Origin of the sequence: Acinetobacter colistiniresistens (assembly GCF_000413935.1) — a bacterium.
In the GTDB taxonomy this organism is placed as follows: domain Bacteria; phylum Pseudomonadota; class Gammaproteobacteria; order Pseudomonadales; family Moraxellaceae; genus Acinetobacter; species Acinetobacter colistiniresistens.
Genome location: NZ_KE340379.1, coordinates 154473 through 172378, shown reverse-complemented (window position 1 = coordinate 172378; position 17906 = coordinate 154473). Strand labels below are relative to the sequence as shown.

The following is a 17906-nucleotide window of genomic DNA, read 5'->3' as shown; positions in this document are numbered from 1 at the left end:
AACCGTAAAATAATGCTACCTTGTTCACAAAAGACATTTATTAAAATTAAAATTATTATGCAAAAAAATCCAGCTCCTGCACTCGTCTTATGGATTATTTCAGCTCAAATCTTTATGGGCATAGTCGCATACGAATGGCTACCAGCAAGTTACCGTGGAAGTTGGGTTTTTCTACTTCTGCTCTTAATCGCTGGCGCATTCCTAAATGTCGGCATGGCATTATTGCTGGGGCTCGTCACGTTTATTGGTGTTGCAGTTTATTTCTTTCTTGATTTGGCCAATCAAACCTATGTTGAACGCCAACTTTTATTGCTGTTTGTTCTTCCAATTACTCCGATTTTTCTCAGTGCAATCCGTCATAATATTCAAAATGCACTTAAAAGTTTCCGAGCGATCCAAAGCTATGACCGCAATTATCAACACGATATTTTGCCATTAACAGCGCTAACGCATTTTCAGGTTGAACTCAGAAAGCTCTTACAATTAACACAGAAAGATCATTATAAAATTATTAGTACCCAGATCAGCAATACCGTACTTATTCGAGAAATGTTGGGTGAAGATATCTGGAAAGAAACTCAAAATAAAATTATGACAATCTTGTCTAATGAAAGAGACAGTGTGATTTACCATTTTATTAATGAAGAGCTCAGTGAAATTAAAAGTATTGTGATACATGATCCAACACTCGATGAAAATCAAAGCTACCCCTTATTTATTCAAGACCTTCAAGTACTCACTGTAGTTAAACTCAAGATCGAACAACATATCGAATATCTGGCTCCTGAAAACAGCGAGGTGCGCTAATGTCTTTACTGCTTAATATTTGCGGTGCCTTGGTCGCCACCAGCCAGTTTCCAGATACGACCCTACAGCAATTTTATCAACAGTACTATCATTGCAATATTGAACTTGCCAAAACAGACTTGAATACTCAGGTTGAAACCCCTCAAACCGTTGCGGAACTGTTCCCACAACCAGCTACATGGTGGCCAATATTTACCTCTGACCAATTAAATTCAGAAAGTTTTAAGCAATTGATTGCCAAAGGGATTAAACCTGGTGTGATTTTGCCGAATGAATACTTTAGTGCGATTAAATATTATGAAATCAAAAAAGCGGTCAATGAAGGTGCCATTCCTGTGGCTTTCTATCAAATGACCCATTCAAAATATTTTGCTGCCAAAGCCACTTTTTCAACAGCAATTGGATTACGTCCTCTCGCTGCGCTGATTGAAACAGGCTGGGATGAAAACATCATTGCTCAACCTGCTGGCAGCTATATTATTCAATCGAATAGCCCAGATGAATTACGAATCCCTGCGCGAAAAATTCAACACCATCAACACTATTTTTATCAGGCCATTACCGATCCCTCACAAAGCACGGGTTATCAAGTCGTGATTAATCCCCCGCTCGGTATGACGCTGAATAACATTGAATATCCTCAATTCGGTATCTCATGGGATTTGAATCGTACTCAATTTACCAGTACCCAAGACGGCGTAAAAACCAGCTTGTGGGGCTATATCCTGATTGCTCTGAGTACCGTCGTCATTCCGCTCGACTATATTTATTCAGCGCATTATCCAAGCCTGCTGAGTACTTTTGGAAGTTCAATTTCTTGGATTTCATTATTACTTGGTGGTGGATTGTTGCTGGTCCTGATTATTTCGATCATCCGTAGGAGAAGAATAAATGCCCGCAATTGATATTCTTTTCTTATTTGGCTTTCTTGGGATCTGGATTCCACAAGCCTTCTGGGCTTGGCTGAGTTTTCAGGCATGGAAATACTCTAAAAATGCGGCGAAAGAACTCGAGAACCTGCCTGTACCTGAACATTGGCCAGTTTTAAGTGTCTTGATTCCCGCTTATAACGAAGGAGTCGTCATTGAAGATACCTTACATGCCATTGCACAGCAGGATTATCCGGCACATGCCTATGAAGTCCTGCTGATTAATGATGGTTCTAAAGACAATACTTTAGAAATTGCCGAACGTATGGCCGCGATTTACCCCTGCATTAAAATTGTCAATGTGCCCAAAGGAATGGGAGGTAAAGGAAAATCCCGTACCCTGAATAATGGTTTACCCCATGCCAAGGGTGAACTCATTGTGGTTTATGATGCCGACAGTACCCCAGAGCCGGACTGTGTCCGTCTCTTGGCACAGACCTTAATAGCAGATAAAAAATTAGTCGCAGTGAATGGTAAAGTCCGTACCCGTAACTGGCGAGACAGTATTTTGACCCGCTTTATTGCGATTGAATTTATTTTCTTTCAATGGATTTTCCAAGGCGGCCGTTGGCAACGTTTCGAACTGTCCACCCTCATGGGCACAAACTATGTGATTTGGCGAGATGCCTTGGAAACGCTGGGGGGATTTGATGAAAAATCCTTAGTGGATGACACTGAAATGAGCTTTCGTATCTTCCTCGGTCAAAGACGAATTAAGTGGGTTCCTTATGCTGTAGGTTGGCAACAAGACCCTCCATCATTAAGTGTCTTTATCAAACAGCGTTCACGTTGGACTCAAGGAAACTTCTACGTGACCAGTAAATATCTTCCGATTGCACTTAGAAAACCTTTTCCAATTGGCATTGAAATCTTCAATAACATTATGTGCTATGTGTTGTTTGTCCCAGCGCTGATTTGGAGTCATATCACCTTAGCTTTAGGGCTACTTGGTATCGCAGGGATCACTGTTCCTGGGCCATTTACCCTGCTCTGGGGCCTATCCTTCTGTTTATATGTCGCACAAATGTGGTTCACCCTATCTTTAGAAAGAGCCAAACCTCAACTCTATTTCTTCTCAGTCTTATCTTACGTTACGTATTCACAAGTGTTCTTATTTATCGTGTTTAAAGCTGCTTATGACATGCTGAAAAATAAGATCCAAGGCAATTCATTACAATGGTATAAAACTGAGCGTAGCAAGGAGAAAAAATAAATGAAAAATAAAACCTTACATCATCCACTCTTCAAAGTCTTCGTTGCAAGTGTTGCTCTCTCCTTGCCTATCTTTGCATCGGCAGATACCTTGAATACATGGAAGTTTGATAACATCAATACATCCAATAAATACACCATTGAGCCACACTTCTTTTATGTGGGTAAAGGTTCTGAATGGCAAAATATCCGCTTTATCAGTGATTATTCTACAGAGCATTTCACCACGCTTTTGGTCAAAATTGACGATAAACTGATCTACAACACCACCTTAAATGGCGATGGTACTTTAAGCTTCAATATTCCAGTCACTCAAAGTGGTTTTCATCGTTTAGATTTTATTTTACAGCAATACTCACCAACAACATCTCCAGCTGCCGACAAAACCACATTCTGTAGTGAAGATGTTGATCAAGTCACTTATTTAAGTAATTCCAAAATTGAGTATATTCGCCACCGACCGATTTATCGCCTCAAAGATTTACCTGATGCCCTATTTAACCCTCAAGTCGTTCGTCCTGCACCTTTTGTCGGGGTGTTGAAATACAACCCCGCAAATGTCAATGAAGCTTCGATGTTAGGACGTTTAATGAGTGCTTGGGGTTCTGTCACCCCGATCCAGTGGTATGAACAAAATGCGCCCGCAGAGCAAAGTCCAAACTTTTATATTGAAATTGTCAAATCAGCAACCGCCCTACCGAAAGGAACATTAGTTCAAATCAGTAGCTCAAATGATATTCCTACATTACAAATTCAATATGATCAACCAGAAAAATTGGTCTCGGCAATCAATGGCTTACTCAATCCAGATTATTTACAACAACTAGATACCTCTGCAACGTTCCTTCCGAATAAACTTGCCGCACCAGATTGGGCTAAAATAAAGCAAATTAATACCTTGGCAGACTTAGGTATCAGTGATTTCCGTTTAAATCAGGCTGAAAAAAACCTGTTCCTGAATTTCCCCGCCGTCTGGCAACCCACAGATATTTTACAAGGGCAGATTGCGCTACGTGTCCAAAGTGGATTACTGGAAGGTTCCAACATTACTACATGGATTGATGGTGGGCTGGCAGGCAGTTTAAAAACTGCCAACTTAGATTCAGATCCAGTGAATCGACAATTCAACTATTTTGCGAAAACCATTTCAAGTAACACCACCTTTAATCTAAAGCTCGAAAATTCCGTGATCGTAAACTCACAATGTTTACCAACAGCCAAAGGTTCACTGTGGATTGATACACAAAAATCGACCGTAAAATTACCACATAAGCTTAAAAATGGGGTTGCTTCACTGTCAATGACCTTTGCAACACATCCAACTATCGCCATTGATGGCAATGCTGGAAGTCTGGAAATTGCGATGACCACTAGTCAAGTGGCAAAGAAAATGCTCATGACCAATGATCCAATTCCCTTAAATCTGGTGAAATTGGATCCGAATAAACCGGAACTTCTCAATGTTCAGGTCAATGCTAATATTTATCGCCAACAAGTTTTAATGCATCAAAATACGCTCTACCCACCTGCAACAACAAATGGCTTTTTAGTCAGTTTCCATGACCAGCGTTTTGATATTATTACCGACTCCATGCAAGGCGCGCAAAACTTCACTAAATTATGGGAGAAAATTCAACAAAATATTCCCAACAATGCCAGTAAAATATTGGTCACAGAAAGTGGACAAGTCTTTATTTTACAAAAGATTCTTGTAGGAAACCAAAAAGCGCCTCTTATTAAACAATCATCATTCTTTATCTTGGTTGTTATAATCTCTGCTATCATGATTTTGGCAATCTTGCTCTGGTACTGGCGAAAAAGACCAAATGCTAAAAATAAAGCTGAATAAATCAACAGTTTTAACTACACTCGCTTTATCAACCCTATTGTTTTTAGGAGGCTGTGCTCATATTGAAACAGATGTGCAGCCTCCACACATTGAAGGTATATTTTGGCAGCCAGATTTAGCCACGACCCCACCGAATGGTAATTGGGATTTATTAGGGGTCTCTACCTTTGTCCCCCAATGGTCTGTGGTGCAATCCAAGTCATGGTTTGACCATGATATTGGCCTGGAAAAATGGGATAAAAATATTAATCTAAAAAAGCTCCAGCAAAAAACATGGGCACAAAATATTCTGCTCGGCTTAGCTGGAGAATATGATGAAAAACAAGCGCGTTCCAATGTGCTGCAACTTGCAGAACAATCAAAAAAAATTATTCAGAATACGAATTTTATCCCACTCAAAGGTTATTATTTTCCAGTAGAGGCCGATCCCACTTGGATCTGTGTGGATGAGCTTGCCAAAGCAATTCGAACCTTACCAAAACCGATCTGGATTAGTATTTACAGCGCTGAGCAAATGCCAGAGCACTTGGATTCTTGGTTAAAAAGCTGGTTACCCAATCACACAGGCGTATTCTTTCAAGATGGTGTTGGTGTCGGCACCCGTACCCCTCAGCAGGCACGGGCGGTTTTAGATGAACTACAAAAAGAGTTTGGGAAAGATAAGATCGTGATTGTCTTAGAAGCCTTCCGTCCTGTAAAGGAAGGACAATTCCGCTCAGCTTATCCATGGGAAATCATTCAACAGCTCAAGGCCTATGAAGGACAAACCGTATATATTTTTGATGGTCCACATTATATGAACCGTTTCAGCGTCTATAGTGTTGCCTTATGGTATAAGCTTAAATATGGCTTTAGCACAAAGACAACATCATAAATTAACCTAAAGCGATTTGATCCAGAATGCGCTGTGATGCTTTGCCATCACCAAATGGATTTGGGACATTTGCCATTTTGGCATAATGAGCTTGATCCGATAATAACTTCTCTGCTTCATGAACTATCTTGTCTTGATCAGTTCCAACCAAGATTCCCGCTCCAACCTGCACAACTTCTGGGCGCTCAGTTGTTTCCCTTAAAATAAGTACCGGTTTATGGAATGAAGGACTTTCCTCTTGTAAGCCACCCGAATCTGTCAAAATAAAGCTCGCCCGATCAATGACGGCAAGCAGGCTTGGATAATCCAGTGGTTTAACTAAGTGCACTTGAGCATGTCCATCAAATCTGGCGTGGACTACATCATGCACAGCAGGATTTAAATGGACAGGCCAAACGAAATGAACATCGGGATATTTTTCTGCCAAATACGCTACAGCATTACAAATATTTTGAATCCCTACCCCAAAGTTTTCACGACGATGCGCAGTAATCAACACAACTCGTGCCTGTGCTGGAAAACTGAGTCCATGATGCTGTAATTGATTCAGTTGCGTACCCTGCTGCTGGATGAGTTCACGACCTAAATAAACAGCATCAACCACAGTGTTACCGGTTACTGTAATTCCTTCCGCAGCAATATGCTCTTGTAGTAAATTTTGCTTCGATTGTTCGGTCGGTGCAAAATGCCATTTGGTAATTCTGGATACCAGTTGGCGATTTCCCTCTTCTGGAAATGGATGCTCTAAATCATATGAACGTAAACCTGCCTCTACATGTGCCACAGGAATTTTCATAGAAAAAGCAACTAAGCCTGCTGCAAGAACTGTTGTGGTATCGCCTTGAATGACAATTGCACTGCGCTGCTGACCATCATTAAAAATACCTTCTAATTGGCTTAAACCCTGTATTAGCAATTGATTTAAACTTTGCCCCGCATTCATCATTTTCAAACGATGATCGATTTTTATTTGAAAAAATTCAATCGCATCTCGGACTAATTCATCATGTTGACCCGTAAAAATAACTTCAACCTGAAAACGGGCATCCTGTTGAGCCAATAGAATAACTGGTGCTAATTTAATCAGTTCAGGTCGTGTTCCAAAGACAATTGAGATAAGTTTTTTCATTGTTAGAAATCCTTATAAAATACAAGTTCAGTACGTGTGTTGTTATAATTTTCTGTTCCATCGGCTAAAGCATCTTTTAAATAGCGGCCATACAAACGCTCAACCCGCAATTTTACAGGAACATAGTTAAAAGGCTGCCAAGCAAGCCCTGCCCCATATTCAAATAAATTATTATAATTTTCGCCTTTAGAGTCCGCTAGGGTATGCAGTTTGCCGTAGGCTTGCACCGTACCCGCTTCACCGCGATAAACATTGAAACCAGAACGTAATCTCAAGTCAGCAATGACGTTGTAATTTTCTCGTGAATAACTGGCGACATTACCATATAAATCAGTAAAGTAATCATTCCAGATTGTGCGTTGTTCCAATGCTGGATTGGCGTACCATTCCTGATAACCTGTAACACCACCAACCACACTTTCACGGAATTTATCCCGATTACGGTCAATCAAATCATAGCTGCCACCCACTTCCAGATAAGCACGGACTGGAATGGATTGCCAAGGCTGGTAATTTGCCCCGACACCCACCGTGACAGCATTTTCATCAATAATTTCTGGACGTACCCCACCTTTGGATTTGGTGTCACGGTTCAGATTCACAAAGCCATACACTTGGGCTCGACCACCATCCAAGTTTTTCCCGTAACGCATTTTTAATGGGAAAATCAAATCGTCATAGCGTGACTCATAGGAAGGGGCAAAATAAATATCTTTAAAGGTCGATTTCACAGCTGGACCACTTAAGTTTTGTACGGCTTGTTGTGATTTTGCTGCAATCTCTGCATCTGAAGAGGTTGATAAATGCTTAAAAATGACCAAAGCCTCTTTATTTCTTTTCTGCTGATTCAATAAATAGGCTTCTTGCAGTTTTAGTTGCTCATCTTGAGGCGCTAACTGTTCAGCTTTACGTACGCTTTGAATCGCGTCTTTTTGCTTATTGAGACGAATTTGCAAATAAGTCAGGCTCTTCCATACCTTGATATCTTGCGGTGTCAATTGCCCTAATTCGATCAGAATTTTTTCAGCTTCTTCTGGCTGGCTTTGCTCAATTTTATAAAACTTATCCCAACGGTCATAAATTGGATTGCCCGGTTTATATGCTGCATCCCCTTCTTTAACAAAATCAGGCTCGGCACTCATGACCTGCATCGGTAAAATGAGACCTAAAAGTAATAGCGTATGGCTCAGCAGCTTATTTTTGGAATTGTTCATCGCAGATCTCAACTAAAAATACTCATAATATGGACAATAAAAAATCAATGTAATCCAAAGTTAAAGTGTCAAATTATTCACATATTATAACCAAATCATGGTTATGCTATCGTTAAAATAAGTTATTTTATAATAGATTAAGTTTATGAATCATCAATAGAATTTTACAAACAAATCATAAATTACCATGTAAAACCAGATTAGATTAAATCTTATTTAAAGAGCAAAATTATGTCTTTCTCTCAACATGCAGAACCTCATGTCATACAACGTTCAGGCTGGCTGCGGGCCGCTGTTTTAGGCGCCAATGATGGCATCATTTCCGTGACCAGTTTAATTATGGGAATGGCAGCCAGTGGTGCAAGCTCACATACCTTATTGATTACTTGTATTGCTGGGTTAATTTCAGGTGCAACATCAATGGCAGCTGGAGAATACATTTCCGTCAAATCACAAGAAGATATTGAAAAATCAGATCTTCGTTTTGAAGCAAGGGAACTGGAAAAAAACCCACATGCTGAACTCAAAGAACTTACACAAATTTATATTTCGCGCGGTCTAAACCCTGAACTTGCCCATGAGGTTGCCACACAACTCACTGAGCATGATGCGCTCGGCACTCATGCACGCGATGAGATCGGTATTCATGAAAATACCGCAGCCAATCCTGTACAAGCAGCGCTTTCATCTGCCGCGTCTTTTTCTTGCGGTGCCGCCTTACCCATGCTGGCAATTCTGCTCAGTCCAAGCACATGGATCGCACGTTCAGTCCTGATCACAGGCGTTATTTCATTGGCGCTGCTTGGGGCTTTATCCAGTTATTTTGCACGTACCTCGATGCTAAAAGGCAGTCTGCGGATTACAGTATGGGGCGTTTTGGCCATGGCATTCTCAAGTTGGGTCGGTTCGCTCTTTAATGTCACCCCGATTTAAATGCTTTTTAAGTTTAAAATCCTATCTATATTCAATAATTAAATAGCGATTATTATTTGCATGGTTTTTTGTTTTTACGTTAAGGTGATACAAAATGCAATGAGTCATGCTTCATGTCAATTTTAGAATTATTAGAAATCAAGCATCCAATTTTACTCGCACCAATGGCAGGTGTTTCCACGCCAGAGCTCGCAGCTGAGGTTTCCAATCAAGGCGCTTTCGGTTCTTTAGGATTAGGAGCCAACACACCAGAAAGTGCCAAAGCACAAATCTTAAAAACTCAAGAACTGACAGATCAGCCCTTTCAGGTTAACTTTTTTTGCCATCAATCGGTCTCCTTAGAGCAGGAAGTAGCTCAGCAATGGATTGATTATCTTCGCCCACAATTTGAGAAATTTGCAGCGGAAGCACCAACCCAACTCAACTGTATCTATCCCAGCTTTTTAGATAATGATGACTTCCTCAATATTGTACTGGAAACACGCCCCAAAGCAGTCAGCTTTCATTTTGGCATCCCACACCCACATCAAATACAGGCCTTGAAAGATGTAGGAATCATCACACTGGTTTCTGCAACCAATTTACTTGAAGCACAAGCGATTGAAGCCGCAGGTATTGACATTATTATTGCTCAAGGAATCGAGGCAGGCGGGCATCGTGGTATTTTCAATCAACATTTTGATGCTGCGATAAAGACTGGCGATCTGGTTCAACTCATCACCCAGCACTGTCATCTTCCGGTTATTGCAGCAGGTGGTATCATGAATGGTGACCATGCCAAAGAAATGCTAAAACTTGGTGCATCAGGCGTACAATTAGGGACCGCTTTTGTTCAATGTAAAAGTTCAAGTACCAACAACGCCTATCGTAAAGCCCTGTTCAGTCAACCATTAACCCAAGTCAGTGCCAGTCTCTCAGGTCGTCCGGCACGTGGCTTAATTGGCACATGGCATACCCAAATCGATTCACCGCATCGACCGGCTACACCACCATATCCTTATACTTATGATCTTGCCAAACAGCTCATGAGCATTGCCAATGCACAGCAGGATTTTAGTTATGGCGCCTTTTGGGCAGGCAGTAATGTGGCGCAAATCCGAGAATTAGAAGCAGCTGATCTGGTCAATCAACTGGTCTTAGAAATGAAAACCAACTAAATCTCGACAATAAAAAAACCGACCTCATCAAGGTCGGTTTTTTTTATGAACTTATTTGATTGCTTCTAGCAAAGTATGCTGTGCATTATGCGGCTCTTCACCTTCCACAGGTCGTGCACGATCCCAAACACCATCGCCTTGTAACACCCATGCTTGCTGATTATCTTTGAGATAATTCAATAAACCGAGTTGGTAGATCCGCTTCTTCAACGTAGGATCTTCAATTGGGAAACAGGCTTCAACACGGTTGAATAAGTTGCGATCCATCCAGTCCGCACTTGAACCATAAATACGTGGATTACCATTATTACTAAAATAGTAAACACGAGTATGTTCCAAGAAACGCCCGACAATCGAACGAACACGAATATTTTCCGAAAGATTTGGCAGACCAGGACGTAGACAGCAAATCGAACGAATGATCAGGTCAACCTGAACACCGGCCTGCGATGCTTCATAAAGTTTATTAATCAATTGAACTTCGGTTAAGGCATTCACTTTAATAATGATTTGTGCAGGTCGGCCTTCTTTGGCATTGACAATTTCTTCATCAATATAATTGATCAATTGTGCATGCAGAGTGAAAGGCGCATGGAGTAGCTTTTTCGGCTTCGCCATTTTCCCCATACCCGTTAATTCCTGAAAAATACGGTGTACATCTTCACACAGGTCTTTATCGGTGGTCATCAAACCATAGTCGGTATAAATACGTGCATTGGTGGCATGATAGTTCCCCGTCCCCAAATGCACATAACGTACCAGTTTATTGTTTTCACGGCGCACCACCAGAATCATTTTGGCGTGCGTTTTATACCCAACGATGCCATAAACGACCACTGCACCCGCTTCTTGCAAAACGTTGGCCACTTCGATGTTTGATTCTTCATCAAAACGGGCACGCAGTTCAATTACTGCCGTCACCTCTTTACCATTACGGGCAGCTTCTGCAAGTACCTGTACGATTTCTGAATCAGCACCGCTTCGGTAAAGGGTTTGCTTAATTGCCAATACTTGGGGATCACGGGCCGCTTCACGCAACAATTGAATCACTGGTGCAAATGATTCAAAGGGATGATGTAGCAAAATATCCTGTTTTTGCATTGCGGCAAAAATACTTTCCGACTTTTTAAATGGTTTTGGAATCACAGGGGTATGCGAGTCATAACGTAAATGCGGACGTTTAAAATTCGACAGTAACCGCGCCAAATTCACTGGCCCATCCACTCGATACAATTGCTCTTCGTTCAAATCGAACTCATCCAACAAGTATTCATAGATATGTTTCGGACAGTTATGTGTGACTTCCAGACGTACTGCACGGCCAAAACGACGCGAGCTCAACTCCCCTTTCAACGCTTTGGCAAGGTCTTCTACATCTTCGTTCAAGGCCAAATCGGCATTCCGGGTAACACGGAACTGGTAACAGCCTGTTGCTGTCATGCCAGGGAATAAATCAGAGACATGTTCATGAATAATCGCTGACAGCATCACATGATGTTCTTTACCATCAGTGAGTTCATCAGGTAAGCGTACTACACGTGGCAAAGAGCGCGGAGCTGGTACAACGGCGAGATCAATCTGACGGCCAAACGCATCTTTCCCTTCCAAAGTCACGATGAAATTTAGACTTTTGTTAACTAAGCGTGGAAATGGATGAGCTGGATCAAGGCTAATCGGCGTCAGTACAGGAGCGACTTGTTCTTGGAAATATTTCTTAATCCATGCCGATTGCGCAGGCGTTAATTCGCCACGGCGTAAGAAGCAAATATCTTCTTCACGCAACTTCGGCAATATTTCTTCATTTAAAATTCGGTATTGGCGTTCAATCGCAGCATGTGTGGTTTTTGAAATTTGTTCTAAAACCTGTTTTGGGGTTAAACCATCTGGGGTACGACTTTCATTGCCTAAGGTTAATTGCTCCATCATCCCCGCAACACGAATCTCAAAGAATTCATCGAGATTGCGTGAAAAAATCAGCAGGAAATTCATCCGCTCTAACAATGGGTGAAGTGGATCGACAGCCTGCTCAAGTACTCGAAGATGGAAATCGAGAATTGAAAGTTCACGATTAATATAACGATCGTTATAACTATATTCTATTGGCGCTGTTGTCGTCACTGCAGTATTCATACTGAACCTTGTCGCATTATCATTCATCAAGTGATGGATTAAGTATGCTGCAAAATTATGTCAATTTGGTAAAAAAGCCCAAAAAATATTGAGCTTTTTTTGAAATTCAGCAAATTATTGTGGAAGTTGTATTGCATCCATATATTTTAGAATGACACGTTTACGGTACTGCAGCTTACGATCATTGCGATTGTCTTGATAGTACTTTGGATTTGGTAGTAAAGCCGCCAAGAAAGCTGCCTGCTCCCGACTTAGACTTTTCGAACTTTTGCCATAATAAAATTGGGCTGCGGCCTCAACGCCATAGATATTTTGGCCAAATTCAACCGAGTTCATATACACTTCTAAAATACGGCGTTTTGACCACATCCGCTCCATCATCCACGTTGCAACTGCTTCTTGTCCCTTTCGGATAAATGAACGCTCATTATACAAAAACAGGTTTTTTGCAAGTTGTTGTGAAACTGTTGAACCGCCTGCAACCAGTTCACCTTTTTCACTATTTCGTTCTAATGCAAATTGAATTCCCGCCCAGTCAAAACCATGATGATGGATAAACTTGGCATCTTCGCCCGCTAAAATAGCACGCTTGAAATTATCACTAATATTATCGTAATCACGCCATTCCTGTTTAATCGGTTTAAAGTCGGTTAAATAGTCCCAACGCATAAACATCGTGGTTTCAACAGGGTGGGTACGCCACCAAAGCAAACTACTAAAAATCCACAGCTGGATCAGAAGAATGACGCCAATAACCAACATTACTAAGCGTGCTAAAAAGGCTTTCATTAAACGGCATCACTCCATCGTGCAACAAATTCATGCTAAGCTATTTTATATATCAATAACTAGCCTAAACATATGACTGAAACGACTCCACCACAAATCAATCAAAAATTGCAAATACAAACCTGGTGGTTTACTGCGCTACTGATTGCAGTCAATGTCGGATTATTTGGTTGGCAAATTCTTTCAGGGGTGAATATTACCGACCCTGCCCCAGTAGATGCAATTGCCTGGGGTGCAGATTTTACTCCACTAACCTTTACGGGTGAGCCAGAACGCTTATTCAGCAGTATGTTTTTTCATTTTGGCATGATTCATTTGATGCTGAATATGTGGGCGCTGTATATCTTTGGCAGTATTGCAGAACAACTGTTTGGACGAAGTTATTATGTTGCACTGTATTTTCTTGCAGGTTTAATGGGCAGTGTCCTATCGAGCTATTTAAGCATTCGTGATGGCTATGAACTGTTGCAGCACTTTGATCCAAATCTCTTACCACGTATCAGTGCAGGTGCATCAGGTGCAGTGATGGGTCTCGGTGCAGCACTCACCGTAGTGTCTTTATTTCCGCCTTTACCACAGCAACGTTTCTGGCTCGATAAAAAATCATTACTGATGATTATGGGGATTAACCTAGTCTTTGGTTTTACCGTTTCAGGTATTAATAACGCCGCACATATCGGTGGCATGCTGATGGGTGCTTTACTGGCAGCAACATGGTATTTCAGCCAAAAAATGCACAATAAAGCTGTATTCCAAATCATGGCTTTAATGATTGGATTTATTTTACTTGCTGCATTTTATTGGTATTGCACGGCTTTAAGCTCAGGACTCAATCCTTTATGGCATGAAATCTTGCGCCAGAACCAGTCAACATTCTAAGACTGATGGATTTCTCTTCGGCTTTGTAGAGCAGAAATTACAATGATAGATGCAGGAATTCATCACGGAATGCGCTGCGTTGAGCCCCATAAAATACATGAACACACAGTTCTTATTGACTGAATTTTCACCGCTGATTATGCTGATTGAGTCTAAAACAGATTAGGTTTGGGAAGGTTGGCCCATTCCCTCGTCAATACGAGTTCTTCCGTTATTGCATGAACGGCCCATGACGAATAATACACTTACGCTGTGTAAGTGTATCTATGAAATCAAAAGGGATATAGATATGAAACCACGAATTTCTGTTTTAACACTTGGTGTTATCGACCTAGAACAATCTCTTATTTTTTATCGTGATGGTCTTGGATTTCCAACTGAAGGCATTATTGGACGAGAGTTTGAACATGGCGCTGTCGCCTTCTTTGATCTTCAAAATGGACTCAAGCTTGCAATCTTTGCACAAGATGATCTCGCTCGGGATGCAGGATTAATCAAACATCCTATCAGTTCAACTGCCATGTCGATTGGACATAATGTTATTCACAAGAATGAAGTTGATGAGATCATGCAGCACGCAAAAGAAGCTGGGGCTACCATCATCAAAGAAGCTCAAAGTACATTTTATGGCGGTTATGCTGGACATTTTACCGATCCCAATGGGCATCTATGGGAAATTGTCTGGAATCCGCAGCTCATCCCCTTAGAGGATTAATCTTTACAGTGATCGTATGATCACTCCTCATTACACTAGCACAGGATTCGATCCGTTAAGGCATAGATCCTGTGCCAAAAGTAGTTAAGCCTCTAAGACTGATTGATTTCTCTTAGACTTTGTAAAGGTGGAATATCGCATAAATAGCTCAGGCGATAACGACCAATCAAGGTACAAATGATCATCATGCTCAGCGGTAAGATCAGCCAAATCTCAGGATGCCATTGCACTGCCATTTGCATCCTGTGACTGGCAATCGCACTAATCACTTCGGCGAATAAACACGCCACCACACCTGCCAACAGGCCAATAAAACCAATCTCCAGACTGAGCATACGTTTTAACTTATTCTTGGCAACGCCAAATGAACGTAGTAAGGCAACCTCTTTACGGCGTTCATCCATCAGCACATTCAGACATGCAATCAGTACCAATACGCCAGAGAAGCCGACTAAGGCCGCCAGTACCGTTATGATCTGTACCAGCACATTCACCAAGCGTTTAATTTCATCCAGCACCCGCCCCACATCAATAAATACTGTATTAGAAAACTGTTGAATCAATTGCACCATTTTCGGCTGGTCAGCAGGTGGCAGGTAAAAACTGCCCAAATAACTTCCTGCATTTTCATCCATGGTTTTAGGAGAGAAGATAAAGAAAAAATTCGGACTAAAGCTCTCCCATTCAACCGAACGTAAATTCACTACCGTTGCTTCTAATGTTCCTTCTGGCAAACTAAAACTGAGTTGATCCCCAATTTGAATGCCAAGCTCCTGTGCGGTTTTTTGCTCGACTGACACTTGCCCTATTTTGCTAAATTTGGCAACGCCTTGGGTAATCACATTGTCTTTAGGATAATGATCTGTTTGAGTCAAATTCAATTCACGGCGCAATGAATTGTTTTGCTTGACCAGTTCAGGTGCAAAGGCGTGACCATTTTTAGCAACCAAACGCCCACGAATATTCGGATAAAGTGGCGTTGACTGCCAACCATTTTGCTCAATTTGCTGTTTAAACTGCGGCATATCAAATGGTGGCAGACCATAAACAAATTGATTCGGCGTCCCCACTGGCAATTGTTGTTGCCATCGCTGTAATAGGTCAGTTCTTAGCACACTCAAGACTGTAATCAAGCTCAAGCCTAAAGCCAATGCTGTGACCTGCAAAGCAGTTTGATGTGGAATCCTTACATAGGCAGCAAGAGGATGTTTCAGTTGTTTAATCGCCTTGAGTAGCAGCCAAATCACCACATACATTATCGCGCAAAGCAGTAAGATTGCGCTGAGTACCAACAAACTCAACTGTAGGTTATCACTCAGCACCAAACTAAACAGAATTAAGCTGACAATACCAATTGCGAACATTGCCAGATAAGACTTACGTGAACGCTCCTGTTGGCGAATCACCCGAATCGGAGGCGTATTTAACAACTCCCAAATGCTCGGCAAAATAAAGCCAATCAGTACCATCACACTGGTAAAAATTGCAATCGGTAAAGCATAAAGCAAATCAGCCAGTGCAAAGCTCAATTGCAGCTGTGGAATCAGTTGCAACATCAATTGTAGCAAACCATAGCCCAACGCAATTCCAATCAAACTCCCCAGTACAATCGACAAGGCACTGACGATGCCAAGCAAGGCAATATACGCCCATAAAATTTGTCGCTTACTCGCACCTAAACAACGCATCAACGCAATATGATCCTGATTCTGTTGCACATAACGCTGACTGGTTAAGGCAATCGCGATACCACAAAGCAAAATGGTCAATAAATTGGCAAGCTGTAAAAAGGTATCCAAATTTTCGATCGGTTTCATCAAACGGCTATTGGATTGGCTGGCATCTCTAAGTTTCAGCGAACCCTGCTCACTCTCCAGCTGTTGATCTGCTGGCTGATCAATCTCCTGTTCAAGCTTTTGAGATTGCTGAAAAGCTTTTTTAAAGGCTTGGGTCTGCTTTGGCTCTCCAGCAAGGAGCAGTCGATACTCAATTCGACTCCCGACCTGAACAGCATTGGTTTTGGCGATATCAGCCTGATGAATAATCACTGTAGGAGAAAAACCAGAGAAACCCATTTCCTGATTGGAGTCACGCTCAATAATGCCTGTAACCTTAAACTGACCATCTGCGATCGCAAGCGGCTCACCTAGTTTGGTCTGCAAGAGATCCATCGCCCGCGGGCTTAGCCAAACCTGACCTGGCTGTATCGTTCCTGCATTGGGTTGAATCTGTAATTGGCCACGTAATGGGAAATGATCATCCACCGCTTTGACATTGACCATCACAAACTGATCTTGGTTATGTGCCATCGAACTAAATACAGTCACTGCTGCATGTTGTAACTTCAGCTTATCTGCCTGTTGCAGCCAAATGGGTTGAATGGGCTCCTTATCAGATAGAACCAAATCTGCACCCAACATTTCAGCTGCTTGTAACGCAACAGCATTTTGCACTTGGGTATTACTGAACTTAAGTGCAGTGGTTGCACTGATTGCCAAAGACAGCGCAATAATCAGGAGATATAAACCACCTGTACGAAAACTTTGCAGCAGTAAAGGTTTCAGCACTGAACTCATATCCCCTCCGGCTGCTTGACGATTTCCTGAATTTGACCATCAACCAGTTTGACATGCCGTTGGCAAAGTGCAGCCAAGTTTTGATCATGAGTGACCAGGACTAAGGTCGTCCCTAATTCCTGATTTAAATCAAATAACAGTTGCTCGACCTCTTCCGCAGTTTGTCCATCCAGATTGCCTGTCGGCTCATCAGCAAAAATGATTTTCGGCTCCGCAATCAAGGCACGTGCAATTGCAACACGTTGTTGCTCCCCCCCAGAAAGTACTTTCGGTGTTTGCTGTGCTTGTCGAATCAGGCCCACCCGTTCCAGCCATAGCAAGGCTTTTTGTTCCGCCTGCTTGAAATTAAAATCAGGCTGCAAGCGTAGTGGCAGCATCACATTTTCCAATGCGCTTAACTGGGGTAACAGTTGGAAAGACTGAAATACAAAGCCAATATTTTCTAAACGAACACGGGCCCGTTGTTCTTCCGTTAAAGTATGCACAGCCTCCCCACACACCCATAATTCGCCCAGACTTGGTCGATCCAGTGTCGCAAGAATGCCCAATAAGGTTGATTTTCCTGAACCTGATCGACCTGTAATGGCAATCTGTTCACCTTGATAAATGTCTAAATCAATGTCTTTTAAAATGCTGAGACTTTGCTGATTGATTTGAATATTTTGTGTAACTTTTTGGGCAGAGATAATCGGTTGTGGCATGATGTCACGTAT

The 17906-nt window shown here is 41.8% G+C and carries 15 protein-coding genes; 9 read left to right on the top strand and 6 right to left on the bottom strand.

The genetic code is table 11. The features are described 5' to 3' along the window. The first annotated feature begins 57 nt into the window (after positions 1–57). From F907_RS12560 to F907_RS12580, 5 genes are read left to right on the top strand one after another with little or no spacing between them, the layout of a single operon-like run. Positions 58–807: a membrane protein gene (locus tag F907_RS12560; protein WP_032861981.1), complete on the top strand. Its 750-nt coding sequence runs from the start codon at positions 58–60 to the stop codon at positions 805–807. Further along, positions 807–1712 carry a hypothetical protein gene (locus F907_RS12565; protein ID WP_016651664.1) on the top strand — a complete coding sequence of 302 codons (906 nt, stop codon included), beginning with the start codon at positions 807–809 and terminating at the stop codon, positions 1710–1712. Before F907_RS12560 ends, F907_RS12565 begins: the two co-directional genes overlap by 1 nt. Next, entirely contained in the window at positions 1699–2949 is a 1251-nt protein-coding gene (locus tag F907_RS12570; protein ID WP_016651663.1) for a glycosyltransferase family 2 protein, read from the top strand. Before F907_RS12565 ends, F907_RS12570 begins: the two co-directional genes overlap by 14 nt. Further along, positions 2950–4797 (top strand): hypothetical protein, encoded by a 1848-nt coding sequence (locus F907_RS12575; protein WP_016651662.1) that lies wholly within the window; start codon positions 2950–2952, stop codon positions 4795–4797. Then, the gene (locus F907_RS12580) at positions 4775–5671 is read left to right on the top strand and encodes an alpha-amylase family protein (RefSeq protein ID WP_016651661.1); all 897 of its coding nucleotides are present in this window, start codon (positions 4775–4777) and stop codon (positions 5669–5671) included. The genes F907_RS12575 and F907_RS12580 overlap by 23 nt, the downstream gene beginning before the upstream one ends. 1 nt (position 5672) lies before the next feature. Here the strand turns inward: F907_RS12580 and wecB are convergent, their stop codons facing one another. Both wecB and F907_RS12590 read right to left on the bottom strand, forming a co-directional pair. After that, positions 5673–6800, bottom strand: coding sequence for a non-hydrolyzing UDP-N-acetylglucosamine 2-epimerase (gene wecB, locus F907_RS12585; RefSeq protein WP_016651660.1), 1128 nt, complete (start codon positions 6798–6800; stop codon positions 5673–5675). A gap of 2 nt (positions 6801–6802) precedes the next feature. Then, positions 6803–8014, bottom strand: a complete 1212-nt coding sequence (locus F907_RS12590; protein WP_016651659.1) for a tetratricopeptide repeat protein — start codon at positions 8012–8014, stop codon at positions 6803–6805. A gap of 231 nt (positions 8015–8245) precedes the next feature. Between F907_RS12590 and F907_RS12595 the strand changes: the two genes are divergently transcribed. Together F907_RS12595 and F907_RS12600 are read left to right on the top strand one after the other, a co-directional pair. Beyond that, the gene (locus F907_RS12595) at positions 8246–8947 is read left to right on the top strand and encodes a VIT1/CCC1 transporter family protein (protein WP_016651658.1); all 702 of its coding nucleotides are present in this window, start codon (positions 8246–8248) and stop codon (positions 8945–8947) included. Between the two features lie 113 nt (positions 8948–9060). Next, the gene (locus tag F907_RS12600; RefSeq protein WP_016651657.1) at positions 9061–10104 is read left to right on the top strand and encodes an NAD(P)H-dependent flavin oxidoreductase; all 1044 of its coding nucleotides are present in this window, start codon (positions 9061–9063) and stop codon (positions 10102–10104) included. 51 nt (positions 10105–10155) lie between these two features. On the opposite strand, the gene ppk1 is transcribed toward F907_RS12600, so the two are convergent. Together ppk1 and mtgA are read right to left on the bottom strand one after the other, a co-directional pair. After that, entirely contained in the window at positions 10156–12234 is a 2079-nt protein-coding gene (gene ppk1 / locus F907_RS12605; RefSeq protein WP_005269819.1) for a polyphosphate kinase 1, read from the bottom strand. 114 nt (positions 12235–12348) lie between these two features. Next, on the bottom strand, positions 12349–13023 hold the full coding sequence (mtgA, locus tag F907_RS12610; protein ID WP_016651656.1) for a monofunctional biosynthetic peptidoglycan transglycosylase: 675 nt from the start codon (positions 13021–13023) through the stop codon (positions 12349–12351). A 72-nt stretch (positions 13024–13095) separates the two neighbouring features. Between mtgA and F907_RS12615 the strand changes: the two genes are divergently transcribed. Together F907_RS12615 and F907_RS12620 are read left to right on the top strand one after the other, a co-directional pair. After that, a complete protein-coding gene (locus F907_RS12615) occupies positions 13096–13902 on the top strand; it encodes a rhomboid family intramembrane serine protease (RefSeq protein ID WP_016651655.1) in 807 nt (268 codons plus the stop codon). 289 nt (positions 13903–14191) lie between these two features. After that, the gene (locus F907_RS12620; protein ID WP_016651654.1) at positions 14192–14617 is read left to right on the top strand and encodes a VOC family protein; all 426 of its coding nucleotides are present in this window, start codon (positions 14192–14194) and stop codon (positions 14615–14617) included. 92 nt (positions 14618–14709) lie between these two features. Here F907_RS12620 and F907_RS12625 read toward each other — a convergent pair whose 3' ends face one another. Both F907_RS12625 and F907_RS12630 read right to left on the bottom strand, forming a co-directional pair. Beyond that, positions 14710–17193, bottom strand: coding sequence for an ABC transporter permease (locus F907_RS12625; RefSeq protein WP_016651653.1), 2484 nt, complete (start codon positions 17191–17193; stop codon positions 14710–14712). Then, positions 17190–17894 (bottom strand): ABC transporter ATP-binding protein, encoded by a 705-nt coding sequence (locus F907_RS12630; protein WP_016651652.1) that lies wholly within the window; start codon positions 17892–17894, stop codon positions 17190–17192. The genes F907_RS12625 and F907_RS12630 overlap by 4 nt, the downstream gene beginning before the upstream one ends. Positions 17895–17906: the final 12 nt, after the last annotated feature.